The 24502-nt window shown below is 39.6% G+C and carries 23 protein-coding genes; 8 read left to right on the top strand and 15 right to left on the bottom strand.

Annotation, left to right across the window (positions count from 1 at the left end):
• Positions 1-55: 55 nt before the first annotated feature.
• Entirely contained in the window at positions 56-1621 is a 1566-nt protein-coding gene (locus HPC41_RS00540; RefSeq protein ID WP_172392059.1) for a DUF4832 domain-containing protein, read from the bottom strand.
• 840 nt (positions 1622-2461) lie between these two features.
• Between HPC41_RS00540 and HPC41_RS00535 the strand changes: the two genes are divergently transcribed.
• The 4 genes from HPC41_RS00535 to HPC41_RS00520 all read left to right on the top strand — a co-directional run bounded on the left by HPC41_RS00535 (position 2462) and on the right by HPC41_RS00520 (position 7515).
• Positions 2462-2800 (top strand): hypothetical protein, encoded by a 339-nt coding sequence (locus HPC41_RS00535; protein WP_165308656.1) that lies wholly within the window; start codon positions 2462-2464, stop codon positions 2798-2800.
• Between the two features lie 81 nt (positions 2801-2881).
• Entirely contained in the window at positions 2882-3661 is a 780-nt protein-coding gene (locus tag HPC41_RS00530; protein WP_172392058.1) for a GLPGLI family protein, read from the top strand.
• Positions 3642-6335 carry a porin family protein gene (locus HPC41_RS00525; RefSeq protein WP_172392057.1) on the top strand — a complete coding sequence of 898 codons (2694 nt, stop codon included), beginning with the start codon at positions 3642-3644 and terminating at the stop codon, positions 6333-6335. Before HPC41_RS00530 ends, HPC41_RS00525 begins: the two co-directional genes overlap by 20 nt.
• A gap of 163 nt (positions 6336-6498) precedes the next feature.
• Positions 6499-7515 (top strand): energy transducer TonB, encoded by a 1017-nt coding sequence (locus HPC41_RS00520; protein WP_172392056.1) that lies wholly within the window; start codon positions 6499-6501, stop codon positions 7513-7515.
• Here HPC41_RS00520 and HPC41_RS00515 read toward each other — a convergent pair.
• The 12 genes from HPC41_RS00515 to HPC41_RS00460 form a co-directional block, all read right to left on the bottom strand.
• Positions 7507-8766 carry a hypothetical protein gene (locus HPC41_RS00515; protein WP_172392055.1) on the bottom strand — a complete coding sequence of 420 codons (1260 nt, stop codon included), beginning with the start codon at positions 8764-8766 and terminating at the stop codon, positions 7507-7509. The genes HPC41_RS00520 and HPC41_RS00515 overlap by 9 nt on opposite strands.
• 943 nt (positions 8767-9709) lie before the next feature.
• Positions 9710-10654, bottom strand: a complete 945-nt coding sequence (locus HPC41_RS00510; RefSeq protein ID WP_172392054.1) for a hypothetical protein — start codon at positions 10652-10654, stop codon at positions 9710-9712.
• 460 nt (positions 10655-11114) lie between these two features.
• Positions 11115-11603, bottom strand: coding sequence for a PepSY-like domain-containing protein (locus HPC41_RS00505; protein WP_172392053.1), 489 nt, complete (start codon positions 11601-11603; stop codon positions 11115-11117).
• A gap of 324 nt (positions 11604-11927) precedes the next feature.
• On the bottom strand, positions 11928-12359 hold the full coding sequence (locus HPC41_RS00500; protein ID WP_172392052.1) for a nuclear transport factor 2 family protein: 432 nt from the start codon (positions 12357-12359) through the stop codon (positions 11928-11930).
• Positions 12360-12573: 214 nt separating this feature from the next.
• The gene (locus HPC41_RS00495; RefSeq protein WP_172392051.1) at positions 12574-13500 is read right to left on the bottom strand and encodes a 2-hydroxyacid dehydrogenase; all 927 of its coding nucleotides are present in this window, start codon (positions 13498-13500) and stop codon (positions 12574-12576) included.
• Between the two features lie 229 nt (positions 13501-13729).
• Positions 13730-14077, bottom strand: a complete 348-nt coding sequence (locus HPC41_RS00490; RefSeq protein ID WP_343043778.1) for a beta-galactosidase small subunit-related protein — start codon at positions 14075-14077, stop codon at positions 13730-13732.
• Between the two features lie 17 nt (positions 14078-14094).
• Positions 14095-14472, bottom strand: a complete 378-nt coding sequence (locus HPC41_RS00485; RefSeq protein WP_293947324.1) for a beta-galactosidase small subunit-related protein — start codon at positions 14470-14472, stop codon at positions 14095-14097.
• Positions 14473-14516: 44 nt separating this feature from the next.
• Positions 14517-15389: a glycoside hydrolase family 16 protein gene (locus HPC41_RS00480; RefSeq protein ID WP_172392049.1), complete on the bottom strand. Its 873-nt coding sequence runs from the start codon at positions 15387-15389 to the stop codon at positions 14517-14519.
• A gap of 419 nt (positions 15390-15808) precedes the next feature.
• Positions 15809-16231 carry a DUF3267 domain-containing protein gene (locus HPC41_RS00475; RefSeq protein WP_172392048.1) on the bottom strand — a complete coding sequence of 141 codons (423 nt, stop codon included), beginning with the start codon at positions 16229-16231 and terminating at the stop codon, positions 15809-15811.
• A gap of 424 nt (positions 16232-16655) precedes the next feature.
• Positions 16656-17051 (bottom strand): hypothetical protein, encoded by a 396-nt coding sequence (locus tag HPC41_RS00470; RefSeq protein WP_172392047.1) that lies wholly within the window; start codon positions 17049-17051, stop codon positions 16656-16658.
• Positions 17052-17428: 377 nt separating this feature from the next.
• Entirely contained in the window at positions 17429-18643 is a 1215-nt protein-coding gene (locus tag HPC41_RS00465; protein WP_172392046.1) for an outer membrane beta-barrel protein, read from the bottom strand.
• Complete coding sequence (locus HPC41_RS00460; protein WP_172392045.1) at positions 18640-19317, bottom strand: RNA polymerase sigma factor; 678 nt, start codon at positions 19315-19317, stop codon at positions 18640-18642. Before HPC41_RS00460 ends, HPC41_RS00465 begins: the two co-directional genes overlap by 4 nt.
• Before the next feature lie 60 nt (positions 19318-19377).
• On the opposite strand from HPC41_RS00460, the gene HPC41_RS00455 reads away from it, so the two are divergent.
• Genes HPC41_RS00455 through HPC41_RS00440 form a run of 4 tightly spaced genes read left to right on the top strand, consistent with a single transcriptional unit; the run spans position 19378 to position 22172 of the window.
• A complete protein-coding gene (locus HPC41_RS00455) occupies positions 19378-20229 on the top strand; it encodes a hypothetical protein (RefSeq protein WP_216660609.1) in 852 nt (283 codons plus the stop codon).
• Positions 20230-20253: 24 nt separating this feature from the next.
• A complete protein-coding gene (locus HPC41_RS00450) occupies positions 20254-20658 on the top strand; it encodes a hypothetical protein (protein WP_172392044.1) in 405 nt (134 codons plus the stop codon).
• A 10-nt stretch (positions 20659-20668) separates the two neighbouring features.
• Positions 20669-21223, top strand: coding sequence for a YceI family protein (locus HPC41_RS00445; protein WP_216660608.1), 555 nt, complete (start codon positions 20669-20671; stop codon positions 21221-21223).
• Positions 21224-21242: 19 nt separating this feature from the next.
• Complete coding sequence (locus tag HPC41_RS00440; RefSeq protein WP_172392043.1) at positions 21243-22172, top strand: DUF5777 family beta-barrel protein; 930 nt, start codon at positions 21243-21245, stop codon at positions 22170-22172.
• 238 nt (positions 22173-22410) lie between these two features.
• Here the strand turns inward: HPC41_RS00440 and HPC41_RS00435 are convergent, their stop codons facing one another.
• Complete coding sequence (locus tag HPC41_RS00435; protein ID WP_172392042.1) at positions 22411-23292, bottom strand: AraC family transcriptional regulator; 882 nt, start codon at positions 23290-23292, stop codon at positions 22411-22413.
• A gap of 215 nt (positions 23293-23507) precedes the next feature.
• Positions 23508-24497: a DUF5007 domain-containing protein gene (locus HPC41_RS00430; protein ID WP_172392041.1), complete on the bottom strand. Its 990-nt coding sequence runs from the start codon at positions 24495-24497 to the stop codon at positions 23508-23510.
• Positions 24498-24502: the final 5 nt, after the last annotated feature.

The following is a 24502-nucleotide window of genomic DNA, read 5'->3' as shown; positions in this document are numbered from 1 at the left end:
CATAGCGATTATTAGTGCTGATGAGAAAGGGAAGCACAACAATTTGGTTTTTAAGTTAGCGTACTTGCAACGTTACCAGCTTTGTCCAACCATGAACCTGTGGAGCTTCATCAAGGGCTAGCTGAATTGCTGGTTTATTTTTCATTGCGGTATCAACAATAGCGACTGCCCAGCTGTAATTTCCAGCAGGTAAATCTATTTTTGCGTTAAGTTGGTAATTTACGGCAGTACCTTTCAACCATGTAGACGGTTCGCTTTGCTGATCTACAAAAATCTTTTTCGCATTCCCTTTGGCATCTAAAAGCGCAAAAGCGACTTTATATTTGAAATTCCATTGTGGAATATTGTTAGGAAAATAGCCCCAGCCCCTATTTTGCCAACGATGAGAAATTAGCGCTACCGCACCGGATTTAATACGTTTAGGCAGCTTGATCTGTTGGGGATATAGGCGATATCCCCCTTCCGTATTAAACCGTTGAACGAGATCAAAGGATTTGAACCAGGATTCGGTTTCTCCTCCCGCCCTAAAATCCATCATGTTGACATGAGCTTCGGCCGAAGCGTCAAATTCTCCTTTTCGCACATCCTCATCGTGCCCTTCTCTATATTTTCCACTTGGATCTTTCCAGTAACGATGCTTACCCGGAGCAATAATCCAACCGCCCTCCATAATGATAGGACGCTTGAAATTCCATTTCTTGGCAAAATCTTTTTCCCAATCCTGATAGTAGCCTGTCATACCAAAAGCGTCCTGGCGTAGGCTATAACCTTTCTCAATCGCTTTGTCCAATAAGCGATCACTATTTGGATTAACAGCTCCCCAACTTTCCGGATGACCGACCAAACGATGATAGTTGATAACCAAAGGCACCTTGGTAAAGGCTTGAGCATATAAATTGGTTACCCAATCCAACGTTTCTTCCTTTATTTTTTCGGTACTTTCGGGCGTTGCTATTGTTGGATCTTCATAAACTACAAAATGTGCTTCGCCCCATTTCCCCAAACCATAGGCATCAATAAAAGAAGTTTTATCAGGATCATTAAATTCTTGTGCTAGAGCTGTGATAAATTTGCTGTAATATTTTCTAAATACCGCATCCTGCGGATAGGGGGTCTGTCTATCAGGATACTTTTTATTTTCCAGATAATACTTGGCGCCAGCTTCAAACACAAATTTGGGTGTATTTTGACCTTGGTCACGACCGTCTACCACAATACGCAGCGCAATGGGCAACCCTCTTTTTTGTGCTCCTTTAATGAGGTTTCCTATTTTTGAGTTTGGGTCATCCCAGGCATAAATACCGTCGCTTGGGTTTAGCGAAGACCAGCTCGTACGCACATAACATGCCGAAGCATAATCGATGACCTTCACTTTTTTTCCCAATGCCGGCACAAAATATTCGATATCCCAATATGTATCGTCGGCGTTACGGGGGGCATACATTACCCAGCCATTTAAAGGGTTGCGTAGGAACGAATGGTCGTCGTACTTGGGTTTTAAAATAATATAATCGCCATTGCTCAGGTCATTCTGACCGCTATCTTTTTGACTAAAGCCAAGCAACACAGAAGCGCATAATATGGCTAATAAAATAATTTTAGGTATTCTTTTCAATATCATCTGTCTATTTGTTATTCCATCTCTGAGAAGGTCGTTATCTCTACCGCTCTCTATTTATCGTATTTTAGAAATCCAATCACGAAGCTACCTCGCTCGTATATAGTATACGTTTAAGCCCGCTATTTTCTCATACATTAGCTGGTTATTTAGTGCCCGTATTATCAGCTTTCTTCTTCATGTTAATACGTTAACACTTTGTTTCAATCACTGTTAATTTATCTGGGCGGTAAACAAAAGTAGCTATCCTCCATTAGGCTAATGGTATTGATTTGTTCAGAAATGGTTCATTTTTGTACAAACAGGGGATTTTTGTGTGTTAAAAAGTCCAGACTAACTAAACTTTGGTTTCCCACAATCGGAATGGATCAACCAACAGCAGATTAATTACATCATCCAACATATTTCCACTTCTATTATATGAATGTGATGTCTCTTTGAAATAGTCCCTTTTGAAGATCACCTTCGTTGTAGGATTCCCAATTCTTTGACAACCGACTGTCTCCATATCATTAAAAGTAAAAGCCACATACCGCGACGTGGGATGGTCGCCCCAATGAACTTATTTATGCCTCCTGGACTCTATAATGAGCTTTTCAATAGCTTCTTCTAAAATGGAAATGTGCGCATACGAACAGTTTTTAAACATACTGTTCGGATATGTACAATGCTTTAAGGGTCTAACAAAAACTAAAAATCGAATAAGTAAGGGCGAATAATAGTTCAACCTTTGCGAATACCAAACGGCCAAAATCAATTCGTTTCCTTGTCCTACTTTTATTACCAGATAATTAAAACATGTCCCAAAAAGGCATGTATGGTTAAACAAAAAAATATAAAAAAATGAAAAAATTAGTCATGAGTCTGCTCGCAGTAGCTACGTTATCAACTGCGGCATTTGCCGGAACAGGTGCAAAAGTTTCTAAAGAAAATGCAAATGTAAAAACAACCAATTACAAGCTAGCTAAAAACAACGCTAAGGTTAAAGTTACCGAAGCGTCAAAGGAAAGCAAAAGCATGTTGACAAAATGTGTTTATACCCTAAATGTTTACAATAGCAGCGGCCAAGTGATTGACACCTTCACTTCGCAAACTTACGTAGAAAATTCCTGTTCAGGATTCTTCGCCAACTGCAGAACGATTTATAGACATATGCTTGCAAGTGGCGAACTAGGGATATAGTCTGAGAACTATATTTCAATTGAATTACAAATGTAAAAATTTAAGCGGGGCTAAGGCCTCGCTTTCTCCAATCCAACGACCATGTACAAATATTCTTTATTCTTTGTATTCTTATTGGCCACAGCAGTTTCTTATGGCCAAAAACTAAAGGCAGTGTACGAATACCTGCCATCGCCCATGGCAACTTTTCGGGAAGAGGTTTATTTTCAGGACGGGGCAAAAACGTCCGTTCGCGATTCGCTACCACAGCCCATGTCCAAGGCTACTAGCAATGGTGATGATGAGGAACTAAGCGGCAGTATGTCGGTCACCCTAGATATGGGCAAAATCTACCGAAACATTGTCATCAAAAAAAACAATGCGACGCAACTGCTCGAAACCCGCTCGCTAAAAGGGAGCAACTACCTCGTTAACGACGAGCTTCCGCCCTTAGCGTGGAACACCAACTTCACTGACGTAGATACCCTAGGCAAACATATATGCCACAAGGCCACCGCCACCTACCGTGGTACCACCTTAGTCGCCTACTATACGAACGATATTCCGGTACCTGCCGGGCCTTACAAATTTGGTGGCTTGCCCGGTCTTATCGTCATGCTATATAATGAAGGCGCCAACCCGCACTATTGGTTGCTTAAAGAAATTGACTACCCCTACACAGGCGATGTGCCCGTTAACGAAAAATACATAAATACCTTGCCCAAACTCAGCTTAGAGAGCTACATAAAAAAAGAAGATTTAGAAACCGAGGAGCGGATGCGCATGATGATGAGCAAAATGCCCTTGATGGAAGGCGTAACCGTAGAGCGCAAAAAAGTTCGTGGCAGTGTAGAACAAGTATATGAGTGGGAAAAAAATTAAGCATAGAATAGGATGGCTTGTCCTATGTCTATTGCCTATATTTGGGCAGGCACAGGTAGCTATACATGGTAAGGTCAGCGCCGAAGGTGAGCCTTTAGGCGGTGTACGTATTGATTTGCGCTTTGCCGCCGATTCCCGAATGCTGACCTACACCTTTAGTGATGGCCAGGGAAATTACCGTTTGCAAACCACACAAAGCGGAAAATTCATTTTGCAGTTCAAATCACTTGGCGCTGAACCGCTTAGCCTGACTATTGCTCCAGCACAAGCTGACACTCTTATTGACGTGCAAATGCGCCCCGGCGGTGTACAGCGCTTACAAGAAGTGATTGTACATGCCAAGCAACCCTACCGAAATGGCCGAGATACCATCGAACTGGCGGTGAACTCTTTTTTACAAGGCGATGAGCGCAATGTAGAAGACCTGCTACGCAAAATCCCCGGGATTAACGTAGGTACAGATGGCAGCATCAAGATTGGCAACAAAGAGGTGGAAAAGGTCATGGTCGAAGGTGACGACTTCTTTGAAAAGGGCTACCGCCTGCTCACACAAAATATGAGCGTGCAACCGCTGGAAAAAATTCAGGTACTGCAGCGCTATTCCAACAACAAACAATTAAAAGGCATCGAAAACTCGGACAAAGTAGCCCTTAACCTGCAACTGAAAGCCGATAGCAAAAATCAATGGCTCGGCTCGGTAGGGTTACAAGGCTCACCAATAGGCCCAAAATATTACCAGGCTAGCGCCAACCTCATGAATTTTGGCAAGCGCAACAAATATTACCTGCTGGCGAGCGCCAACAACAATGGTTACGACGCCGTAAGCAGCATCAACTACCTTATTCAATCCGGTTCGGCCAACGAACCCGGGCAGATTGGCATGGATATAAGCACGCCAACCTTGATCGATAATACACCCAATCTACCCAATTTCGATTATCGGCGCACGAATTTCAACAACGATAAGCTTATTTCATTAAATACGATTTTAAATCCTACATCTGCATTCAAAATCAAATGGATAGGCTTTGCCAACCCAACCAAAAAGTCTTTTTACCGCAATACGGTGCAGGAGTACAACCTGGAAGACATTCAGTTTACCATCACTGAAGACTATGCTTTTGCCCGCAAAATCGACAATTATTTCACCAAACTGGAACTGCAATACGAACCCAGCCCTCATACGACACTTAACTATACTGGCACACTGGGCTCTCTGAACAGCAATGAGCTGGGGACCCTGCTTTTTAATAACATCACCAGCTTAGAAACCACCAAAAACAAAGGCTATCTGACTAACCACAACCTAACGTACAGCTACAAGCTGTCGGAGCGGAAGGCACTGGTCAGCTCCATCCGCTTTATCAACCAGCAGTCGCCGGTTGATTATAGCATCAATCAATATTATTACCAAGACCTTTTCGGTCCCGACTCGGTAAGCGGAGTACAACAGCATATAGACAACAATCTGCGCTATCTGGGAGCTACCACGCATTATATAAGCCGGCAGCAAAACGGCAATTTTTTCGAGCTGGGATTGAGCTCAACCTATCAACAGCAAAAGCTCAACACGCAGTTGCGGCTACTCCCCGGCCCCGAAACGGAGCATAAAACAGTGGCGTACCCACCAGAATATGCCAATGAAATGACCCTCCGCTTGTTTCAGACTAATTTTATTTCTAAATACACGGTAAAACAACGCAACTGGGAAGTGACTCCTCGCCTGCAATTAGGTATGGTATATAGCAGGCTGATTAATTTTGAGGAACAAAAACGCAAAAACAATCTCCAACTCTCGCCCGGCCTATCAGCAAAATGGGCCATACACTACAAAGGACGGCTGGAAACTGATTTGTTTTTTCAACAACAGAATACTAAACTTACCGACCTAATACCCAACTATTACACCACCGGTATACGCAATTTTATCAAAGGGATGGATAACATAGCTACTTTGAGCAGTTCGGGCGCAACACTTCTATACACCTACGGTAATATGAGCGACCGCTTTTTTGCCAACATACAAATCGGGAATCAGATCCTGTTTGATTATATTGGTACGGAAAACGACCTCCACCCCAATTTTAACCTCATGCAACAGCGCTTGCTCCAAGACAAAACCCTGTGCTATGCTAAGGCCGAGCTCAACTATTTTGTGAAATCCCTAAACGGAAATTTACGATTGGATGTGGGCTTCAACACGGTTGATTATGAAAACATGGTCGTCGGCTTGGGCCGCAGGCAAATCCGCACAAACAGATATGACTATGGGCTTTCGTTCAGAAGTTCGTGGAAATCCTACTTCAATATGTATACGGGGTATAGTCTACAGACCAACAGCTACCGCATGGAAGGTGAGACAAATACCTTGACAAATGGCCAAGCTTTTTTAAATCTCTTCTTGCGCTTTGGCGACAATCTGCAATTCAGCCTCAAGAACGAATCTTATCGCTTTGGAGCCATGCCTCAACAAAAAGCCCAAACGTATTATTTTTCGGATTTTTCAGTATTTTACGATCTCAAGAAATACAAAACACGGTTTGACATTACGGCCAAAAACATCTTCAACACCCGGTCTTTCAGAAATGCGCTGCTCACAGACATCTCGCGCTCTACCACCGAATACCGGCTACTGCCTCGGTACATAAGCGTTGGAATAGACTATAATTTTTAACTTTAAAAGGCAAACTTATAAAAAACCTAGGAAGTAACGATTTAGATAAAACAGGAAAACTTTGGGTAGTCACAAGAGAAGATAACGAATTAACAAATGAAACAATATTAATTTAAATAAAAACTTATGTATATTTGAGAAGAAATAGACATAAATTAACCATATGAAACTCGATTTGTTTAATCCATATAAATGCTTCATCTATCTCATCTTCATCTGCTTCGCGACTTCATTAAAAGCACAAGAAACCATTGTCACTTATATTAAAAAAAATGGGGGGTATACAGCACGCAAAGACTCGGCCGCTTACACCAGTATCATCCGATTGAAACCTAACGAAATGGGACTCTACGAACTAAATGATTATTATCTTAATGGCAACTTAAAACGTCATGGGTGGACTAAAATAGCTGATCCCCGAAAATTACACCTAGAGGGTATAGTGGAAACCTATTATGAAAATGGAAACCTCGCAACTTCGGCCGGATATAACGATAATAAATTGAGTGATACTCTCAAAAGATACCATAAAAATGGTCATTTAAAAGAAACCCGACTTTTCTTTAGATCTGAGAGAAGTCCGAACGAATTTCTTTTCGTGGACCGTAATAGCCGTCTAATCTATTATGCGGATTCTACAGGACGTGTACAGATAAGTGATGGGAATGGCACATTTGAATTCAAAAATAAAGAGGGCAGCGAAAAGGGCCAATACATGAATGGAGTCCGTGAAGGACGTTGGGAAGGTACATTTCGTAGTAGCAAAAACAGGTTTGAGGAATGGTATGAAAATGGTGTCCTAAGTAAAGGAATTACCACAGACAGTGCAGGGAACTTACATCCCTATACACAACGCGAAGTCCAGCCGGAATATCCTGGCGGCATACAAAAACTGATGATGTTTGTGGCGCAGAATTATAAATATCCGAAGGAGGCTTTACAGGCGAGGGTATCGGGGCAGCTACTCATTGATTTTGTCATTGAAAAAACAGGGATACCAAATGAATTTGAGGTAATCAATGACCTAGGCTATGGTACCGCAGCTAATGGTATTGAAGTGCTTCAAAAAGCAAAAAAATGGACTCCGGGGTATCAGTTTGGCCTACCTGTACGTGTCAAGTATTCTCTTCCGATTCGATTACATACAACGCCCGCGCCAAAGGGCGCCAAATCACAATAGTCTAGACCGGATCTGCTTCAATACCGCCTGCATTTCTTTGTGACGCCCTTTATTGAGCTTGGATAAAGAAATCGCCTTCTCCTGCTCTGCTTCTGCCTGCGCGTAAAAACTCACCCGATACAACAGTAAAGCCAATGTATGATGGTATTGGGCAATATCGGGTTTCAGACCAATTGCTTTCGTTTGCCAACGGATAGCGTCAAATAAAGCATCAGGACTATTCCATGCGAAAGCCAAAATCTGTTGGGCTCCATAGTTCAGGTTACGGGCTTGGTCGCCCTGATAATATTGACGTCCTTTACCAATCCACTGTTTAAAGGCCGCATTTTGCGCACTGTCCAATAGTGGACCTTTTCGTGATAACTTTATTTGATGGTCTTGCACGAAGTCTATACGAGCTATGGAGTCAGGATCAATGCGATAGAAACGGTCATTATAAAAGCGGCGTGCCATCTGAATATAGGCGACTGTATCTTTCATAAGCCGTTTGTACTCCAAGGGATAGTAATCTTGTGAAGCGGCGCCACGTAAATAATTCGATGTCCAGGTCTGATAAGTAAAATAACCTATATGCTGGGCTAAAGAAAAATCTTTCTTATCGAGGGCTTCCCGAAATGTCCGCTGTATGATTCTATTGTTTATTTTTTTGCGTACGGGCAAAGGCAAACTGGAATACAAACTATCGACCATTTTACCATTGGTACGTGCCAAGAGATAGGTCTTACTGTTATATACTGGCCCGCAGCTTAACAGAAATGTAACAGTCTCAAAATTATTCAACTGTTCTATAGTCAACTGTGATAAGTAATCGTTCAATACCTGTTGATCTGTATATTGATCAAATGCCTGATACCGTTGAAGCATCTTTGTCAATATAGACTGTTGGCGCATCCCCTTGCGATATTGCGCGGTAAGCTTACCCAGTGTTTCACCCTTCGCAAGCGTAGCGACCGAATCAATGAGACGTTCCAACTCAATTGTGCCATCAACTGCTTTATCGTGGCGCAATAAAGGTATCCCATCTTTATCGGTAAAAAGATAAAATGGATCATTCATCTGAAATGTTTGAGCCAGTGGATGATTAAAATCATCACGATCGACTTGCACGATTCCCGAAACAAACTGCGTACTGAGGATGTCTTTTGCTTTCTTGGAAACAGTTCCTTTAAAAGGTACAAACTGTTCATCCCTTTGATGGACCACCAAGAACATCGGCTTCCTTTCTTGTACTGCACGCTCTAGCAAATGCAAATAATCATTTTTTTGCGGAAATGTAGCTTGCTGTGCTACAACAGGATAAATAAAAAAATATAAAAAGGCTAATACAGCAGATTTTAAATAGCACCGACTCATCATTCAAATAAAATTGATTATCAATAAGTATAATATAATAATAAAACGCTTTAATTTATGACTTTCTTGTTCACAGATGAACCCGAATAAAAATATAGTTTAAATGGGCAAAGAACAAATTGATATTTTCACCTATAAAACTAATAAATATGAATACATTTTTCAAAAAAAATTAATTTCATTTACAATAAATTAATATTCATAATAAACCAATCATTCGGCAGCTGGTCGTTGCATAAATGGATTAAAACATTTTAACATTGTTGATTATTGCTCACAAAATCTATAGGTCTTATGATCAGAAAGTCTTTTTAGATATAATCTCCTTTCGCCATAATAAGTATCAATCCTATCAATTACTGCAATGGGCGTGTCGATACTTAGCCTATTATACACCGTGTCATTTCGCACGAAATTGTAGGTACCGTTGAAAACAAGAATATCCTGTAAACCAACATGATCACCACAATTTTTCCAAATAGAATTTGTTAAACTCTTATTCTTGCAAGAACAAAAGAAGAAGCTTACGCTCAAAAAGAATAGAAGAAATTTTAGTTCCATCGGAAAATCACTTTCGGTAATATGCACTACAGCAATAACACACAATGTAAAATACATAATTTTTCTAAAACTATTTCAGATCGGTTATTGTTCTTATGATACAAAACGGGCAACAAGTTCCTTTCTAAAGAAAGAACCAACATAAAAATTGGCGTCGTACAGTGAAAATCCAATAGTATTCAAAACACATTGGATGACGAAACAAAAAAGAGGCCTTTCCAACAGTTAGTAAAATGAGCCCAGGATAAATTCTGTTTACATAAAATTTAGCAAAGGATGCCTATTTAAGGGATTTCACATAGAATGGTATCTCAACATCTTCCTTCACCACTCTGCTTTCATTGAGAATATCCATAATGATCAGGCCTTGGTAATACGGTTCTACCGATCGTTCACCAAATGTTCTGTGTATACCAGTAATTTTTCCTCGGGTTTGAAAGCGTTTCCAGTTGTGATCAATATATCCATAGGATTCTGCTAGCATAAATGGTCCTTGATATTCCCAGTATTTTACACCGAGCTTTTCATTACTATCGTCAAATACCATTTCTTTATTTACGAGCTCTGAGATATCACTGTCAAGTCTCAAACTCATATACTGCCCAGCGTTGGAGTGAACATTGTATGCATACTGAATATACTGATTCGCCGTACCAAGGCCGCTAGTTGTCGTACCGGCAGAGGAATACATGGAGAAAAAGTTGAAAGAAGGGTTTTCGGTCATCACATCAAGGATCAATCCTTTACATGGGACATATTCAATGGCAGTTAGATCCACATTACCTGTCAATATTCGTTCGTCATCTTGTCCACTTCCTTTATAAACTTTGCCTTTAAAGGAAAATGATAAATGTCCGCCAGATTTGTCGTATTTAAAATCGGAGATTTGAAAAGATTTTTCAGCTTGAAGATGTGGCGCAAAATAGTGACCGTTATTCGAAGAATTCTGCTTAAAATACTGTGCCTTCGCCAATGCACCATTATGAAGCAAAGTGAGCTTTAGTTCGGAGTAATTTCCGTCAGATTCTTTAACACCCGTAATAAGATTGATATTACCACAATTGTCCATCGTATAATCATAGCTCACCTTTCCCCTTACCGCATGGTTATTGTCCGAAAACAAAATGCTCATGCCAGAAACGGTGTCGTCTTCTTCTGATTTTTTGCAACCAACAACTGAAAGAAGGAAAAAAGATAGTAAAAAAAGTAACGGTCTATACATCATATAAGCTTAAATTTCATGAAAACAATCAAATATTTACAAAAACTATATTCGACATATAAAACTAATCAAATATTAACATAATTTCAAATAAACTTATTTTTACACACAATAAATTAACAAAATAAGTTTCGCCAGGAAAACCTATAAGGAATAAATCCCCATCATAGGGTCTCTTAACGATGAGATACGGTCAACGTCTTATCGGCCAATATGGCGACATTATTTCATAGGCATTATTATCCAAGACAAAAAAAGCGTAATATTAATATTTCAAAACAGATAGGTATGTAGAGAGCATCCTTCCTGGCTAACCAATCAAATTAATGAGTGGTCTGCCTGATCTATTCAACAACAAAAATTTCTTATAATAAAGTAGAGGATTCCGTCTTTAAGATATATGGAAGACTTACGAAATAATTGAATAATGAGTAAGCCATGTTCTAGAGAGGAAACAATGCTATTATTTTTTCATGCGCAAAAATTGGCCCTTTGTATCAAAATAGAGTTTATTGTCATTCGTTAACTCCAATTTATAGCCGCTATCGGACTTATCTATGCTCTCAACACCTATACCATTATATTTTTCTCTCAAATAAGATTGAATGGATAATGGAAAAAAACTGCTAGGTAGCGCAATACCATCTGGCGCCTGAACTTCAATCCAATTACCTAACTTACCAAAATCGATCTCTGTATAATCAGCTAATATCACTTCGTGAAATGTCCCTATAACAGTGGGTGATTTCTTGGCCTTTACTTCAAGTATCTGTACATTCGGAAAATATTTCTTGATAAATACCAATGCGCTGTCGGGTAAAGGAGCATTCTCAAAAATTTCAGATTTAACCTGGCTGTCTTTACCTGCACTATAATTTCTATCATTCTGAGCAGCATTGGAACATGAACAGAAAATTAAACAAGTCGGTAATACCAAAAGTAGTTTCCACATTCTAGTTTTTCGTTTATATAGTAACTTAAAAAAAGCTAAAAATGTTTTAAGCATCTTATCCTTTTTTAATATCATCTATCTGTTCATTCAATTATATTTGAGAATGTCTGTAGGTCTATTGAACACCACACAAAAATAGCCATAGAGGCTTTCGTTTATGGTATTGATTCGTTCAGAAATGGTTAGTTTTTGTATTGAATAAGAAATAAGACCATATAATTGATTCGTTTACAGATTGAAAGATGCGACTTTATTTATACGAAATAAACATCACATCTTTTGATCTGCTCGACAAATTTGTCTATGTGTTTGAAATGGCTATTATTAATAAGAATGGATTGATTCGGATACTTTCCAACTACCAGCCTCATAGGCTAAAGTAACAAGGTCTGTCATGCTGAAATGCTGAAATTTAAGTGTAATTTTTGCGATCATATAATCTGTCGACTTTTCCACTATCTTCATAATCACCTTGCAGTTCAGAATTTCTCCCTTTTGTTTTTTCAAGGATTTAATCAGAGCCTTACGCTCATAAGTCTGTACATTGGAAGATTGGATCTTTTGAATGAAATTCTCCGCAAATAATTGTTCCACACCTGCTGATTCCCCCTTGGTAGTGACTGCAACATAATAATCGAGTGCAAGGTCCGCTGTAGATAGGTTTACCATTACGCTTTCCGATTTTGTCACTGGTCCCTCAGCTGCTATAGCGAAAGTCGATACTGCGGTTAAAGCTGCGAATGTTAATATTTTCATCAAAGTTTTCATAATCTTTTTACGTTATCTGTATTAGTTTTTGCTCCTTTTTCAATTGTCGCAAGGAAATTGAAATGTTGCATCATTTCCTTATAGATTCTGACTCAAAACTACAACACAATACGCCGCTGATCTACGGGCTTTAGACCAACGCAAAAGAAAATTCGGTGAATGAACGAATGGAGAGGTGAAAACTCTGCGGCAGCGTAGATTTCTAATAGCCCTTTTTTAAGGAAACTTCATTGAGCAAAGGTTGCCCAGCAGCCATTCTTCTATAATTATCCACCACTTGCAAGACCGAAGAGCCAATGTTTGTCCTACTCGCAACATGAGGTGTTATAAAAATAGAGCTGCAATTCCAGAATAGATGCTCTGGGGGTAATGGTTCTTGATGAAACACATCGAGGTAAGCGTCGGTAATCTGTCCTTTGTCGATAGCTTCTATTAAATCGTCATCCACAAGATGGTCTCCCCTACCAACGTTAAGTAAAACCGTTCCCTTCGGACACAAAGAGAAAAACTCATGATTTAAAATTCCGCTGGTGGCATCAGTCAATGGCAAAACATTCACAACAAAATCCGTCTGCTCAACTGCTAAGCTAAGGCCCTCAATACCTGTAAAAGAAATGACTCCCTGTATATTTTTTGGTGAATTGGACCAACCATTAACCTGGAAACCTAGCTCAACCAATCTTTCGGCGACATACCCTCCTATTTCACCTAGTCCTAAAACCGTTATACACGTTTGACCAATGGATTTATATACTAGGGGATGCCAATGTTTTTTTCTCTGTTCTCTAACATAAGCCGAAAAATTCTTCATCGAATGCATCACACAGGTCAAAACATGTTCAAACATATCGCTTTTTAGCATTGGATCTACAATCCTACAGGTATGAATATGTGATGGTATAGATTTCGGGAATAAATGATCTATTCCGGCTCCCCCAGATTGGATAACTTTTAAATTGGGAAAATGAGTATAATAACCCGCCTCAGGCTTCCAACAAAGAGCAAATTCGACCTCATCATAGTTTTGGATGTCCGGATAAATCTCAACCTTTGTTTCGGGTAAATGCTTATTGATTTCGAGCTTCCATTCATTGGCCCGACCGCTATTCAGTATCAATGCTATACTCATGTTTCTTTTGTTTATACGAAAATAACATTTATCTTAAACACAGCAATATGTTGTAGTAAACCACCTCGTAAAAATTACACGATGAAGGCTAATGAAATAAGTATCAACTTGGCTCAGGTCTTTTAAATCGTCCAAATGAATCGACCAGTTTTTATTAATCTGAATAGCCTTTCCAAAACCTATCTGCGCAAATACTCTCGCATATGAGGCATGGAGTAAAATAAAGAAATTACTCTATGGGTTTTATCACAAAAGAAAAGGAATAATCCTGATAGGGCAATGTATATTCAAAAAGTGGCCACGCTCCCCAGCTATTTATTCCGCCAACGCCCATTTGTCTGAGGTCTATGTTGAGCTGTGTTTGCTTCCTTTTGACCAGATCGGCCGCATGACGCTGTTGTCTTTTTGGGCCATCATCCAAATCGCTGTCAAAATAATGCAAAGCGCTAATACTAAAAGTCGAGTCTGCAGTAACAAGCAATCCACGACCTCGCTTATTCTTTATTTCCGCCCATCTGACATCGGTCTTGTTACCCGTCTCCTGTGGCATGACATATGGAAAATACTGTTGCTCTATTGTTTGATTATATACTCCTACATGTGACGAAAAATTTCTTCCAATTCAATCGCATCGGTAACCTGTTTCCAGGATTTTAGCTTTTCAGGTGTATTCGCACCAAAATCATTGTCATTCGGAGCCCGCCAAAAATTAGCCTTAAAAAAAGCCTGTTCATCGTTAAAATCCTGTCCCTTATAGTTATAATATGACAGCCATCTTGATTTAAGATCAAACTTGATCAGCAGCTGCTTTGCCTCAACAACAAGATTTCCATCTCTTCGCTCTGCTTTGATATTCCCTCCCGCTAAAATGGCCGTATTCGGTTTGAAAACTCCCCCTAAAGACAACTGCTCAGTCGCGACAATATGTCCTTTGGGAAGCAATGGTTCTGCTTCTTTCAATCGATACGTCAAATTTAGAAATTTCTCACCTTGAGCAGCTGTCTGATAAGGAATAGCTAACGAGGTGAACTGCTACGGAGAAAAGCTTCAGACTTCGATTTTTGATAAACGCGTACGTAATCTATTTCGTACTTTGCCGGAAGTAATTTGGTATCGATCGTGCCGCCGTTAATGCCACCCAGCGCCAAATTCAACAGCAGGTAATGTGGCTGTGTAAATGGATTGAAACCTGTACCATCACGATTGATCAATTGGTCCATTGTAACGCGTATCATCTCGATATCATCGACGTAAAGAGCAATTGCCTTTTCATCCCAGGCCATCCGCCAGATGTGGAATTGATCTGCCCAAGCTTTTCCGCCGAGGTCCTCGATGGCTCTTGTCTTGCTAAACCAATGGGCGTTCCAACGCTGGCCAGTTCCTACTGCGATATTGGCCAATATATTGCCGCGGTAATATTCCATAATATCTATTTCACCATTGGAAGGCCATTCTTTGCCGGTACCTAAAGTCCAGAAAGCAGGCCAAAGTCCTTCACCTACAGGGATACGTGCCCGAATCTCAAAAATACCATATTGCCACTTCTGTTTGCCTAAGGTATTTATCGACGCTGAAGTATACTTTATCTTTTTACGGGAACTAATCCAATCACTACTTGTCGGTTGAAAGCCAGGATGATCGCGTTCTTCTCTCTTTGCTTCAATAATTAATAGACCATTTCGACAAAATGCATTATCTTTTTGGTACCATTGTTCTTCACGGTTACGTTTGAAGCCTTCCTCATAGCTCCATTTATTTGTATCGAGAGAACCTTCATCATTGAATTCGTCGGACCAGACCAAACTATATTCAGATGGTATGGGTTGTTGACTATGGGCAACGAAATGATTTGTAAGCAAACTAAGGCAGACAAATAAAAGTTTTTTCATTATTAATTTAAGTTTCTTTAAGACTATAGCTCTTGATTATCGTAAACAAAAATATCCCCTTTTCGGTAATAATAGAGGGGGATATTGGGTCAAAAACGGGGATATATTCGTAATTATGTAATAATGAGATTACATAATTACGATTTCAGGTCAAATAACCAGTGACGCCACTTCCACTGACAAGTGACCATCCTCGATCTTGATAAATGACAAAATTTTCTGCAATATCGTTTTCCGAAGCCAATAGAAAATGTTCAGTTGATCATAAAATTTCACAACCATCAAAAGAGATGGGTGCGCATGCTTTTCCTGTGTTAGCTGAGATTTTAAAGTTACCTGCATCGTTGGTCTTACGTAACTCGACCAGCTTTTAACATTTGTCAATCGGCTACATGCAAGTAATAATCACAATCTATCGATTAATCTTCTTTTTTATAGATAAAACATCCTGCCTCAGAAGGATGGTCAAGAACCAGGCTTCGCATATCTTCCCGCCATATCAGCTGAACAATCATAAAATCACCAGCAGCAGAAACGGTAAAAAAAATGGCAAACAGGAGTATATGAATATTTCCACTGTACCATGCATACATAATAGGTATAATCCCTAGTATAATCGATGGCATCAATGCGCCTATGATATACTGTCGGACGCGAAGTGGCTCCTTGCAATGGCAATAAGGTGTCAACATTTTCATTAAAACACCGAATTTGATCGATCTGAACCCATTTTTGGTATAACATGACCAAGTTATACCATGAATTAATTCGTGCACCGCGACCCCAATAGCTATTACGAGCACACCTAACAAGGCAGAAGATAACGATGTTATTTCTAACATATTTTTAATAAAAACAAACGGTTCATCGGGTCCCCAAATTAGATAAAATGGGAAGGTATACAACAGTATAATTGGAACAAATAAGAGAAGGGCAAAGATATTTGCCTTATACAGATCTATAAACCGTTCTTCTTTAACATATCCGGAAGGTGATTCCATTTCCATCGGGTTCTTTGTTAGGATTTATAAATGATACTCCTTAAAAATAATATAATTATTAGTTCCTTACAAGGAACACGGAAAAGTGTGACGAACGTCGGACTTTTTGGACTATGAGAAGCCAATCTTATGATGTGGCCATCTCACTCTTGGGCTTGTAATATATTCAAAGAAAGAAATGAAAGGATCGTAAAAAGTATTTCATAAAAAACGGGTTGTCCAAAAAAAGATTGGGCAACCCGATATATTATTTTATATTCCAATATTATTTACGCTGACAATCGGCTGACCATGCCTTACCATCTTTGCTATAACCAATCGTTAATTTACCAGCATCAATTCGGATAAGTCCTGTACCCGCCGAACCGATATTGATCAAGACATTATCTTTTTTCTCGAAATCAACTCCGTTAAGATTAGGGATACCATTTCCAAATGCGAAATTATAGGAGTTACCTACTTTGGTCACCGTAACTGTTCCCTCTGCAGCAGATACATCGTTATCATTGTCATTTAGATCATCAAAAGAGATCGTACCTTCGTATTTACCAATAAAAAGATCATTGTCCGAAGGATCGTCATCTTTACTACATGAAGTAAAGCCAATGAAAACTGTTAAGATAAGGAAACCTAGTCCTAATGTTTGAATTAATTTTTTCATACGTTGATGTGTTAATGTGTATATTCATTTTTTATAAACAATGAGTAAATTTCAAACATTATGCCATCAGACTGCAAGGATATCAACATAGGTATCAATAATCGGAGAAGAGGTATAAATACCCCACACGCGTATAAATACAGTTTACTTTTCACTAAGCAAGACTGTATTTAGCAATATTAGACTGATCACAAGGTTCAGGTCAACACCCCCAACATCGGCTTTGTTCTAATTCAATATCCACATTTGATTTAATAAAATGCGCTTTCCTAAAAAATCAATGGCAATGGTAATGAAATTGGCAATGAAATATGATGTCGTCGGAGTCAGATCAAAAAAACGCTGAACGCCAGCAGTTGGATGACGAAATGCTAACATTACAGGCTCACTCCCAACGTAAAGGCTACCCCTTTTGACTCCAGGTCTACATTACCATAACCAATCCCTGTCAATGGTAATTTAACAAAAGGTTTCACACCGACGTTGATTTTGTCATTGATTTTCTTTTCAATAGATATCGAAAAATCTGCAACGCCAAAAATATGCTGATTCTCACCATTGACTTCATAGACGGCACTTTTCTTATCTCCACCATAACTCCCTCCCCCTTCGTAATCAAACGTGTATTTTTCCTTCAGCATAAAATAACTCGAAAGTCCGGCACTGACATTAAATTTCACTTTTTTACTTTTCAGTACGGTATAACTTGCTGTTAGCGGCACATCAATAACGTCACAAACGGCACTTACACTGCTTGGTAATTGGGTCAGCTCTGGCGGGTTTGATGGCGTATAGAATTTATATGCGGACTTATAATTCTTCTTCGCATAGGTTGCTCCTACAGAAACACTCAGCCCTTTGGTCACGGGGTAAGAATAGGCTAAACCGATATTTTCACTAAGGGAAGATTTACCTGCCCCCCTGACACTCGTTAAATCCGGACCTGCTAAAAAATTTATAGCCGAACGTTCTTTTTGCAATGGGGCTATTATTTCATCACCTTTTGATTGATAAATGGAGGCCAAACGATTAGCCGTCGCTTCGACGGGGTCGGCTTTAAAGCTGAAACTTGGCAATGTTTTTACATTATATTGCATTTTTGGAATTGAGAAAGCCGTATTCAAACTGGTTACTTGCCCCGGCGTATATTTCGCATCGCCAATATCTACGATTCGTATACTTTGCAATAACGCTGCTTCAATTGCAGTTTGTAACTTCAGCACTTTCTCTTGTTTCGGGTCATACAAAATCCGTGTTCCCTCCTGTTTTGGATCAACAATAGGATAGTCCAAAGGATCAGCAATTTCGTTTTCCGGAATTGCTTCTTTATGTGCTGAAACGGGCTCAGTTGTTCTTTCTGATGATTCGTTTATCAAGCGTAAATCACCATTCCAGGAGAAAAACACCGCGAAGACGGCCGCTATAGCAGCAGCTAATGCTGCTAATACGACAATCTTTTTCTTTTTCGACTGTCTCTCTTTATCTAGCCGGAATTCAATATCATGCCAATGTGATTCATCAAAGTCAAATTTCGCATCACTGAGACCGTCCCTAAAAATCTCATCAATCTTATTCTTATCCTTTTCCATCATGTTTTCTCCTCAGTTTTACCACATGCTGCACGTTGATTTTTCACCATTTCAGCCAATCGGCCGCGAGCCTTATGTAGATTGGATTTTGATGTCCCAATAGCAATACCCAACATGTCACTGATCTCCTCATGTCCATAACCATCTATGGCATAGAGGTTGAAAACCGTCCTATATGCTGGTGGAAGCTGATGCACCATTGCCAATAGATCTTCATAGTTTAATTTTTGGCTGATCGTATCATCATAAACGATTGTTTGCTCATACATCGCTACATCCACAAGTATGCCCTGTCTTATCTTTGCCCGATAAAAATCAATTGCTGTATTTGTCATGATCTTTTTGATCCACACAGAAAAAGGTTTTTGATAATCGTATTTACTTATATTTTTAAATACTTTAAAAAAACCTTCATTTAATATACCTATGGCGTCCTCCCTATTATTCGAATAACGTAGACATATCCCCAAGGCCATCGCATAATAGAGGGTATAAAGATCTTTTTGGGCCCTACGGTCACCATCGATACATCCTTTAATAATATGGATAGATTTTTCGTCAACTTCAGGTATCGCCACTCGATATTGCTTCTTTCTTTTGATAAATATAGTATTAAGTCTAATACGAACGGATAATTCAAAAGGTTGCCTGCAAAAAATATTTTTTTTTCGCCTCATCTCAAGGCAACTTTTTACGCGCAGTGCTCGTAGTAACAAGACAACATTTTAAAACACACAATGATGAAATCAAACAAAAAACAGGTGGCAGCAGCCTTTATAGCCATGATCAGCTTATTTTCGGCATGCTCAAAAAACGATAGTGATGGCCCAGATGTTGAAAACAAAAACAAAGGCGTACAGATAACCGCTAACAGCCAATTCGGCAGTATCCTAACGGATGAAAACGGAAAAACACTTTATTTCTTTTCCAATGACACAAAAGGAAGTTCGACATGTAGCGGCAACTGTTTGGCAACTTGGCCCGTTTACTATAGCAGTGAAGCAAGTACGGACGTCAAAATCGATAAAAGCCTACTTGGTGAAATCATCCGTGAAGACGGTTCCAAACAGAGTACCTTCAAAGGCTGGCCCTTATATTACTATGCTGGCGACAGCCAATCTGGTCAGGCAAAAGGTGATGCCGTAAATAAAATCTGGTATGTCGCAAAACCCGATTATTTACTTATGGTTGCCAATGCGCAGCTCATCGGCCATGACGGTAAAAATTATTTAGCTGATTACACCGAAGGAACGGGAAAAACAATCTATCTGACTGACGACAAAGGAAGAACACTGTATGCTTTTAAACCGGACAAGTTCAATAAAAACAATTATACGGAGCCAGATTTCAGCAATGACGCCATCTGGCCAATCTATCAAAAAGAAACCGGTTCATTACCTTCTCTTGTGGGCTCTGCGGATATCGCTGTAATCTCCGTTTTTGGAAAGAAACAATTGACATACAAGGGCTGGCCGATATACTATTTCGGACAGGATCAGCAACGGGGAGATAATAAGGGAATCAGTTTTCCTCGTGTTGGTGTATGGCCTATCTTGAACGATAATACTGCAATCGCTCCAACAAATTAATCCAATCCTAATCAAATTAAACCTATGTTAAAAAAACAAGAAACAGCAAATACTGGTCGAGCGAGTCGTCCTTTCTTAGTGTTGTCAATGACGATAGCTGCCATTGTATTGACAGCCTGCACCAAAAAACAGGCCCAAGAACTCGGTCCTGATCCCGATGGTGGAGATGAGCCCGTAACGGTAACGAACGTCTCCTACAACAATTTTGCTAAAGCACTTTTGGAAGCTAAATGCAGTTCCTGTCATGCCCCGGGGCGCGGTGCCAGTGCAAAGTGGACATTTAGCGGATATTCATCTGTAAAAGACAATAGCGCAAAAATCAACAATGCAGTATTGGTTATCAAATCCATGCCGATAGGCGGCTCGCTGACAGCAAAAGAGATTGAATTGCTGGACGCTTGGATTAAACGAAATACACCTGAAAATTAATATTCTGAATATGAATAAGATCAGCATTTATAGCATACTCTTCCTTATGGAATTTGGGGGGATTGCGGCATTCGCACAAGAAACATCGTCCTTGGTTTCAAAAGAAACAAGTATCACTTTCTTTAGCAGTGCTCCTTTGGAAGACATCGAAGCAAAGAGCGCGCTAGCGGCATCTGCCATGAACATCAAAACCGGAGATATTATCTTTCGGGTAAAAAACACCTCGTTTCAATTCGATAAAAAACTTATGCAGGAGCATTTCAACGAAAATTACATGGAAAGTGATAAATATCCCTTGTCAGAATTTAAAGGAAAGATCGAAGGTGCCGAAAAATTAATCAAAGATGGCAATTATACCTTAAACGTGAAAGGAACATTACAAATTCATGGGGTGACTAAACCCTACACGGCTGCAGCGATATTCAATGTGAGGGCTGGGGTAATAAAAGCCACGGCAAGTTTTCCGGTCAGGCTCGCGGACCACAAAATCACCATCCCATCTATCGTTGGAAAAAAAATTGCTGAAGTAGTGAAAATCAAAGTTGAGGCGCTATACAAACAATAATAATACGAATTTGTTGCAAATGAGAAATATACTATTTATAATCCTGTGTTTTGCTTCGGCAACAACATTCGCCCAGGAAGACCTTGATAAATTAATACATATCGAGGATCCAAAAAACGAAAAAGTTACAGCAACCTTTAAATCGGGCAACCTAATCAATCTAAAAACAACCGAAACTATTCATCGCAATGAAATGGACTTTAGGGTAGACCATCGTTTTGGCGATATCGCTGGCAGTGCTGGTGGTGCCAAGAATTTCTTTGGGCTCGATAATTCGACTGACATTAGAATCGGTTTTGACTATGGCCTGCTCGATAATCTGAATATAGGGATCGCTCGGGCAAAAGGAGCAACGGAGGTCAGGCAGCTCTATGAAGGAAACCTGAAATACCGATTTCTCGAACAAACAGTTGACAACGGTGTACCTGTGTCCGTCGCATTTTTTGGAAGTACAACCGTTTCTGGAATGGAGGCTGCTGAGGATAAGCAGTCGGCGGCTAGCTTCACCCGTTTCAGTGACCGCCTCAGCTATGTAACACAGCTGATCATCGCACGAAAATTCAGTTCCAATTTCTCGCTAACAGTAGTTCCTTCTTATCTCCATCGGAATTATACTGCCTACAATGACCAAAATGATCTCTTTGCACTTGGGCTTGGTGGTCGGGCCAAAGTCAGTAATCGGATAGCAGTTGTCGCCGACTATATATTTCCTTTCCGGAAGTCATCAAATAAAAAATATCGCGAGGAAGTGACTGGTCAGCGCTATTATAATGCATTGGGTGTCGGTCTAGAAATGGACACCGGAGGACATATATTCCATCTCAATTTTACAAATGCTACTGCGATTCAAGAATCGCAATTTATCAGCGAAACAAATAGCGCTTGGGGTAAAGGCCAGTTTCGCTGGGGATTTAGCATTGCACGGCGTTTTAACTTTAACAAAAAATAAAACTCAAACAGAGCCCTTACAGTCGAAAGGCTCTGTTTGAATTTGACCTATTCAATGAGTATAACAGTGTTTTACCAATTTGTAAAGACACATGGTTCTATACCGACCATTACGCTTCCATACTGCCAAAAACTACTCTTTGTATAGCATTATTACTTTGCAGGCATTGCATAAAATACGTAATGCGTTTACCCTTATTTATTTGATCTACAAACTCACTATTTTCGTAATTTGCGTCTTATTTTTCGCTAGACTTTTGCTTGTAGCTTACCATATATTCTTTCGGTGTACAACCAATGATATGTTTAAAAATACGGTTGAAATTTGTAATGCTGTTAAACCCGCAATTGTACGCTATAAAGGATACGCTATCCAAATGATCCTTGTGCAGGCGACTACAAACCTCACTGATCCTAAGCTGATTGAGATAACCAACAAGGGTCAATCCGGAATGTTTTTTGAAATACCGGCAAAATGCCTGTGGCGAAAGGTTGGCTCGTTTAGCAATACTTTCCAGTGTAAGTTCTTCTTTAAAATGGCTATCGATATAGCGGCAGATCGATAAAATTCGGCTTTTATGAAATGAATGGGCTCTAAACTTCCCGTCTGTATCCGAACAAAGCGGTTCAGCATCTTTTGAAATAGCTGAAAGCGTCCTCAATAAATAAAAAAAATGCATCATCTTGTCTATTTGATCTGAATTTTTCAATTGAACAATTCGATCTGAAACACTTTCATTTTCACTGTTTGGAACCTTAAATCCGCGTGTGTTGTGATTTAAAAATTCTTTTAAAGAATCAAATTCCCCCAACATACATAGTTGCCGCAGCTTACCTAACGGATCAAAAAATATCGAAATTGAACAGGCTTCATTCTTTGAAAAATCGGTTGCCAATGATTTAAAGACATGTGCCTGATTGGCTGCAATAAAAAAGATATCACCTTGTTGAAAGGGATGAACCTCCCCCTCCACAATAAGCACCCCATCTCCTTTTACCACCCACATCAACTGCGCTTCCTGATGACGATGGAGATAGGGATAAAAAGATTCTAAGATGTCCTCCTGAACCCTTATGGTCTGCCCTTGACCAAAAGGTACTTTAAAATCCAAAGTATTCATAATTGTAAGTATTAGGTTACTTAACGTACTAGATGCACCATAAATATAACGACTATAACCTTACCCTTCACCATTAAGATCCATACATAATACAAATTATCAAAATTTAGATAGCATTGGATAATTTATTGTTACTAACTATATTTCAAACCTTTACAGATACTACCCATAAAGTGGAAAGAAAGAATTCTCACTTTTCGGACAGCTTCTTTCTCTTACTGCGTGACACGTGTTACTGCGGGAAGCTTTATTTCAACTTCATAGGTACCTTCCATCAAAATCTGAAAGCCAAATACTGGATTTACATTGTGTGCTGGTAAACCATCTACTTGTACATATTTCATTGGAATGCGATAATAAATAAGAAAGCCCCAATCTGTCCCTCCCTTATCAATGTAATTTGTTAAAGGAAAGGGTGCCACCTCAAAGTCACATATTAATGAATTGTCAGTAAACTGAACCGGATTAAACTTTACATGTGTCTCGAACATCGGGCGATCTCCCCTTTTTACAATCTCTCCATTTTTAGGGTTAAATGCTTTTCCATTTTTGTCTACGATTTTGAGGATGACACGTGCACCATCGTTTGAAATTTTTCTACATTCGATCTTAGGAGCTGTAATTCCGGTAAAAACCTCACCTGCCGTGGAGCCTGTAGCAGCTTGATAGGTCACCTTAAACATATCGTCAATACTTGGCTCCACGACCTCGATAGTAGCAAGCTTGGGAAACAACTTTTCACCTCTAGGATTTGTCATTTTTACATCGAAATTATAACGGCCTAACGGTAAATTAGCCGAAGTCCGATTGAAAACCAGCTGACCGCTTACCGTGTTGAACTCCATGGGTGTTTTCTTGACCGTTTCCCTTTTTTTGTTTAACAGCTCAATAGTCGTATCGGTCTCTGCATTGAAGACCATACCTGGCTTAAACGTCAAAAGGTCAAATTGTTTAAAAAACACTTCCGGCGCAGGCTCACCCGAAGATTCGTTGCGCAGATTTAATAATTCAAATTGATAAGGTGGCGTCGAACCGTCCGTATTGATCCTGTCAGACATGATCAATGACATGCCGCGTTTACAATAAATTGTATTGTCCTTGTAGCGGATGCCGTCACTTAAAAAACCATTATCGATCTTCTTACATGAAACGCTCAATCCGACGACAAAAATAAGGGTATAAAAAAAATTTAAATTCGCTTTCATAACTG

This window comes from Sphingobacterium prati (assembly GCF_013167215.1).
GTDB classification, from domain to species: domain Bacteria; phylum Bacteroidota; class Bacteroidia; order Sphingobacteriales; family Sphingobacteriaceae; genus Sphingobacterium; species Sphingobacterium prati.
This window is presented reverse-complemented; position numbering and strand designations above follow the sequence as displayed.

What these genes read in the sequence shown, in the direction of transcription:
- HPC41_RS00540 (WP_172392059.1), bottom strand. Translation starts at nt 1,621, where the DNA reads ATGATATTGAAAAGAATACCTAAAATTATTTTATTAGCCATATTATGC.
- HPC41_RS00535 (WP_165308656.1), top strand. Translation starts at nt 2,462, where the DNA reads ATGAAAAAATTAGTCATGAGTCTGCTCGCAGTAGCTACGTTATCAACT.
- HPC41_RS00530 (WP_172392058.1), top strand. Translation starts at nt 2,882, where the DNA reads ATGTACAAATATTCTTTATTCTTTGTATTCTTATTGGCCACAGCAGTT.
- HPC41_RS00525 (WP_172392057.1), top strand. Translation starts at nt 3,642, where the DNA reads ATGAGTGGGAAAAAAATTAAGCATAGAATAGGATGGCTTGTCCTATGT.
- HPC41_RS00520 (WP_172392056.1), top strand. Translation starts at nt 6,499, where the DNA reads ATGAAACTCGATTTGTTTAATCCATATAAATGCTTCATCTATCTCATC.
- HPC41_RS00510 (WP_172392054.1), bottom strand. Translation starts at nt 10,654, where the DNA reads ATGATGTATAGACCGTTACTTTTTTTACTATCTTTTTTCCTTCTTTCA.
- HPC41_RS00505 (WP_172392053.1), bottom strand. Translation starts at nt 11,603, where the DNA reads ATGTGGAAACTACTTTTGGTATTACCGACTTGTTTAATTTTCTGTTCA.
- HPC41_RS00500 (WP_172392052.1), bottom strand. Translation starts at nt 12,359, where the DNA reads ATGAAAATATTAACATTCGCAGCTTTAACCGCAGTATCGACTTTCGCT.
- HPC41_RS00495 (WP_172392051.1), bottom strand. Translation starts at nt 13,500, where the DNA reads ATGAGTATAGCATTGATACTGAATAGCGGTCGGGCCAATGAATGGAAG.
- HPC41_RS00480 (WP_172392049.1), bottom strand. Translation starts at nt 15,389, where the DNA reads ATGAAAAAACTTTTATTTGTCTGCCTTAGTTTGCTTACAAATCATTTC.
- HPC41_RS00475 (WP_172392048.1), bottom strand. Translation starts at nt 16,231, where the DNA reads ATGTTAGAAATAACATCGTTATCTTCTGCCTTGTTAGGTGTGCTCGTA.
- HPC41_RS00470 (WP_172392047.1), bottom strand. Translation starts at nt 17,051, where the DNA reads ATGAAAAAATTAATTCAAACATTAGGACTAGGTTTCCTTATCTTAACA.
- HPC41_RS00465 (WP_172392046.1), bottom strand. Translation starts at nt 18,643, where the DNA reads ATGATGGAAAAGGATAAGAATAAGATTGATGAGATTTTTAGGGACGGT.
- HPC41_RS00460 (WP_172392045.1), bottom strand. Translation starts at nt 19,317, where the DNA reads ATGAGGCGAAAAAAAAATATTTTTTGCAGGCAACCTTTTGAATTATCC.
- HPC41_RS00455 (WP_216660609.1), top strand. Translation starts at nt 19,378, where the DNA reads ATGATGAAATCAAACAAAAAACAGGTGGCAGCAGCCTTTATAGCCATG.
- HPC41_RS00450 (WP_172392044.1), top strand. Translation starts at nt 20,254, where the DNA reads ATGTTAAAAAAACAAGAAACAGCAAATACTGGTCGAGCGAGTCGTCCT.
- HPC41_RS00445 (WP_216660608.1), top strand. Translation starts at nt 20,669, where the DNA reads ATGAATAAGATCAGCATTTATAGCATACTCTTCCTTATGGAATTTGGG.
- HPC41_RS00440 (WP_172392043.1), top strand. Translation starts at nt 21,243, where the DNA reads ATGAGAAATATACTATTTATAATCCTGTGTTTTGCTTCGGCAACAACA.
- HPC41_RS00435 (WP_172392042.1), bottom strand. Translation starts at nt 23,292, where the DNA reads ATGAATACTTTGGATTTTAAAGTACCTTTTGGTCAAGGGCAGACCATA.
- HPC41_RS00430 (WP_172392041.1), bottom strand. Translation starts at nt 24,497, where the DNA reads ATGAAAGCGAATTTAAATTTTTTTTATACCCTTATTTTTGTCGTCGGA.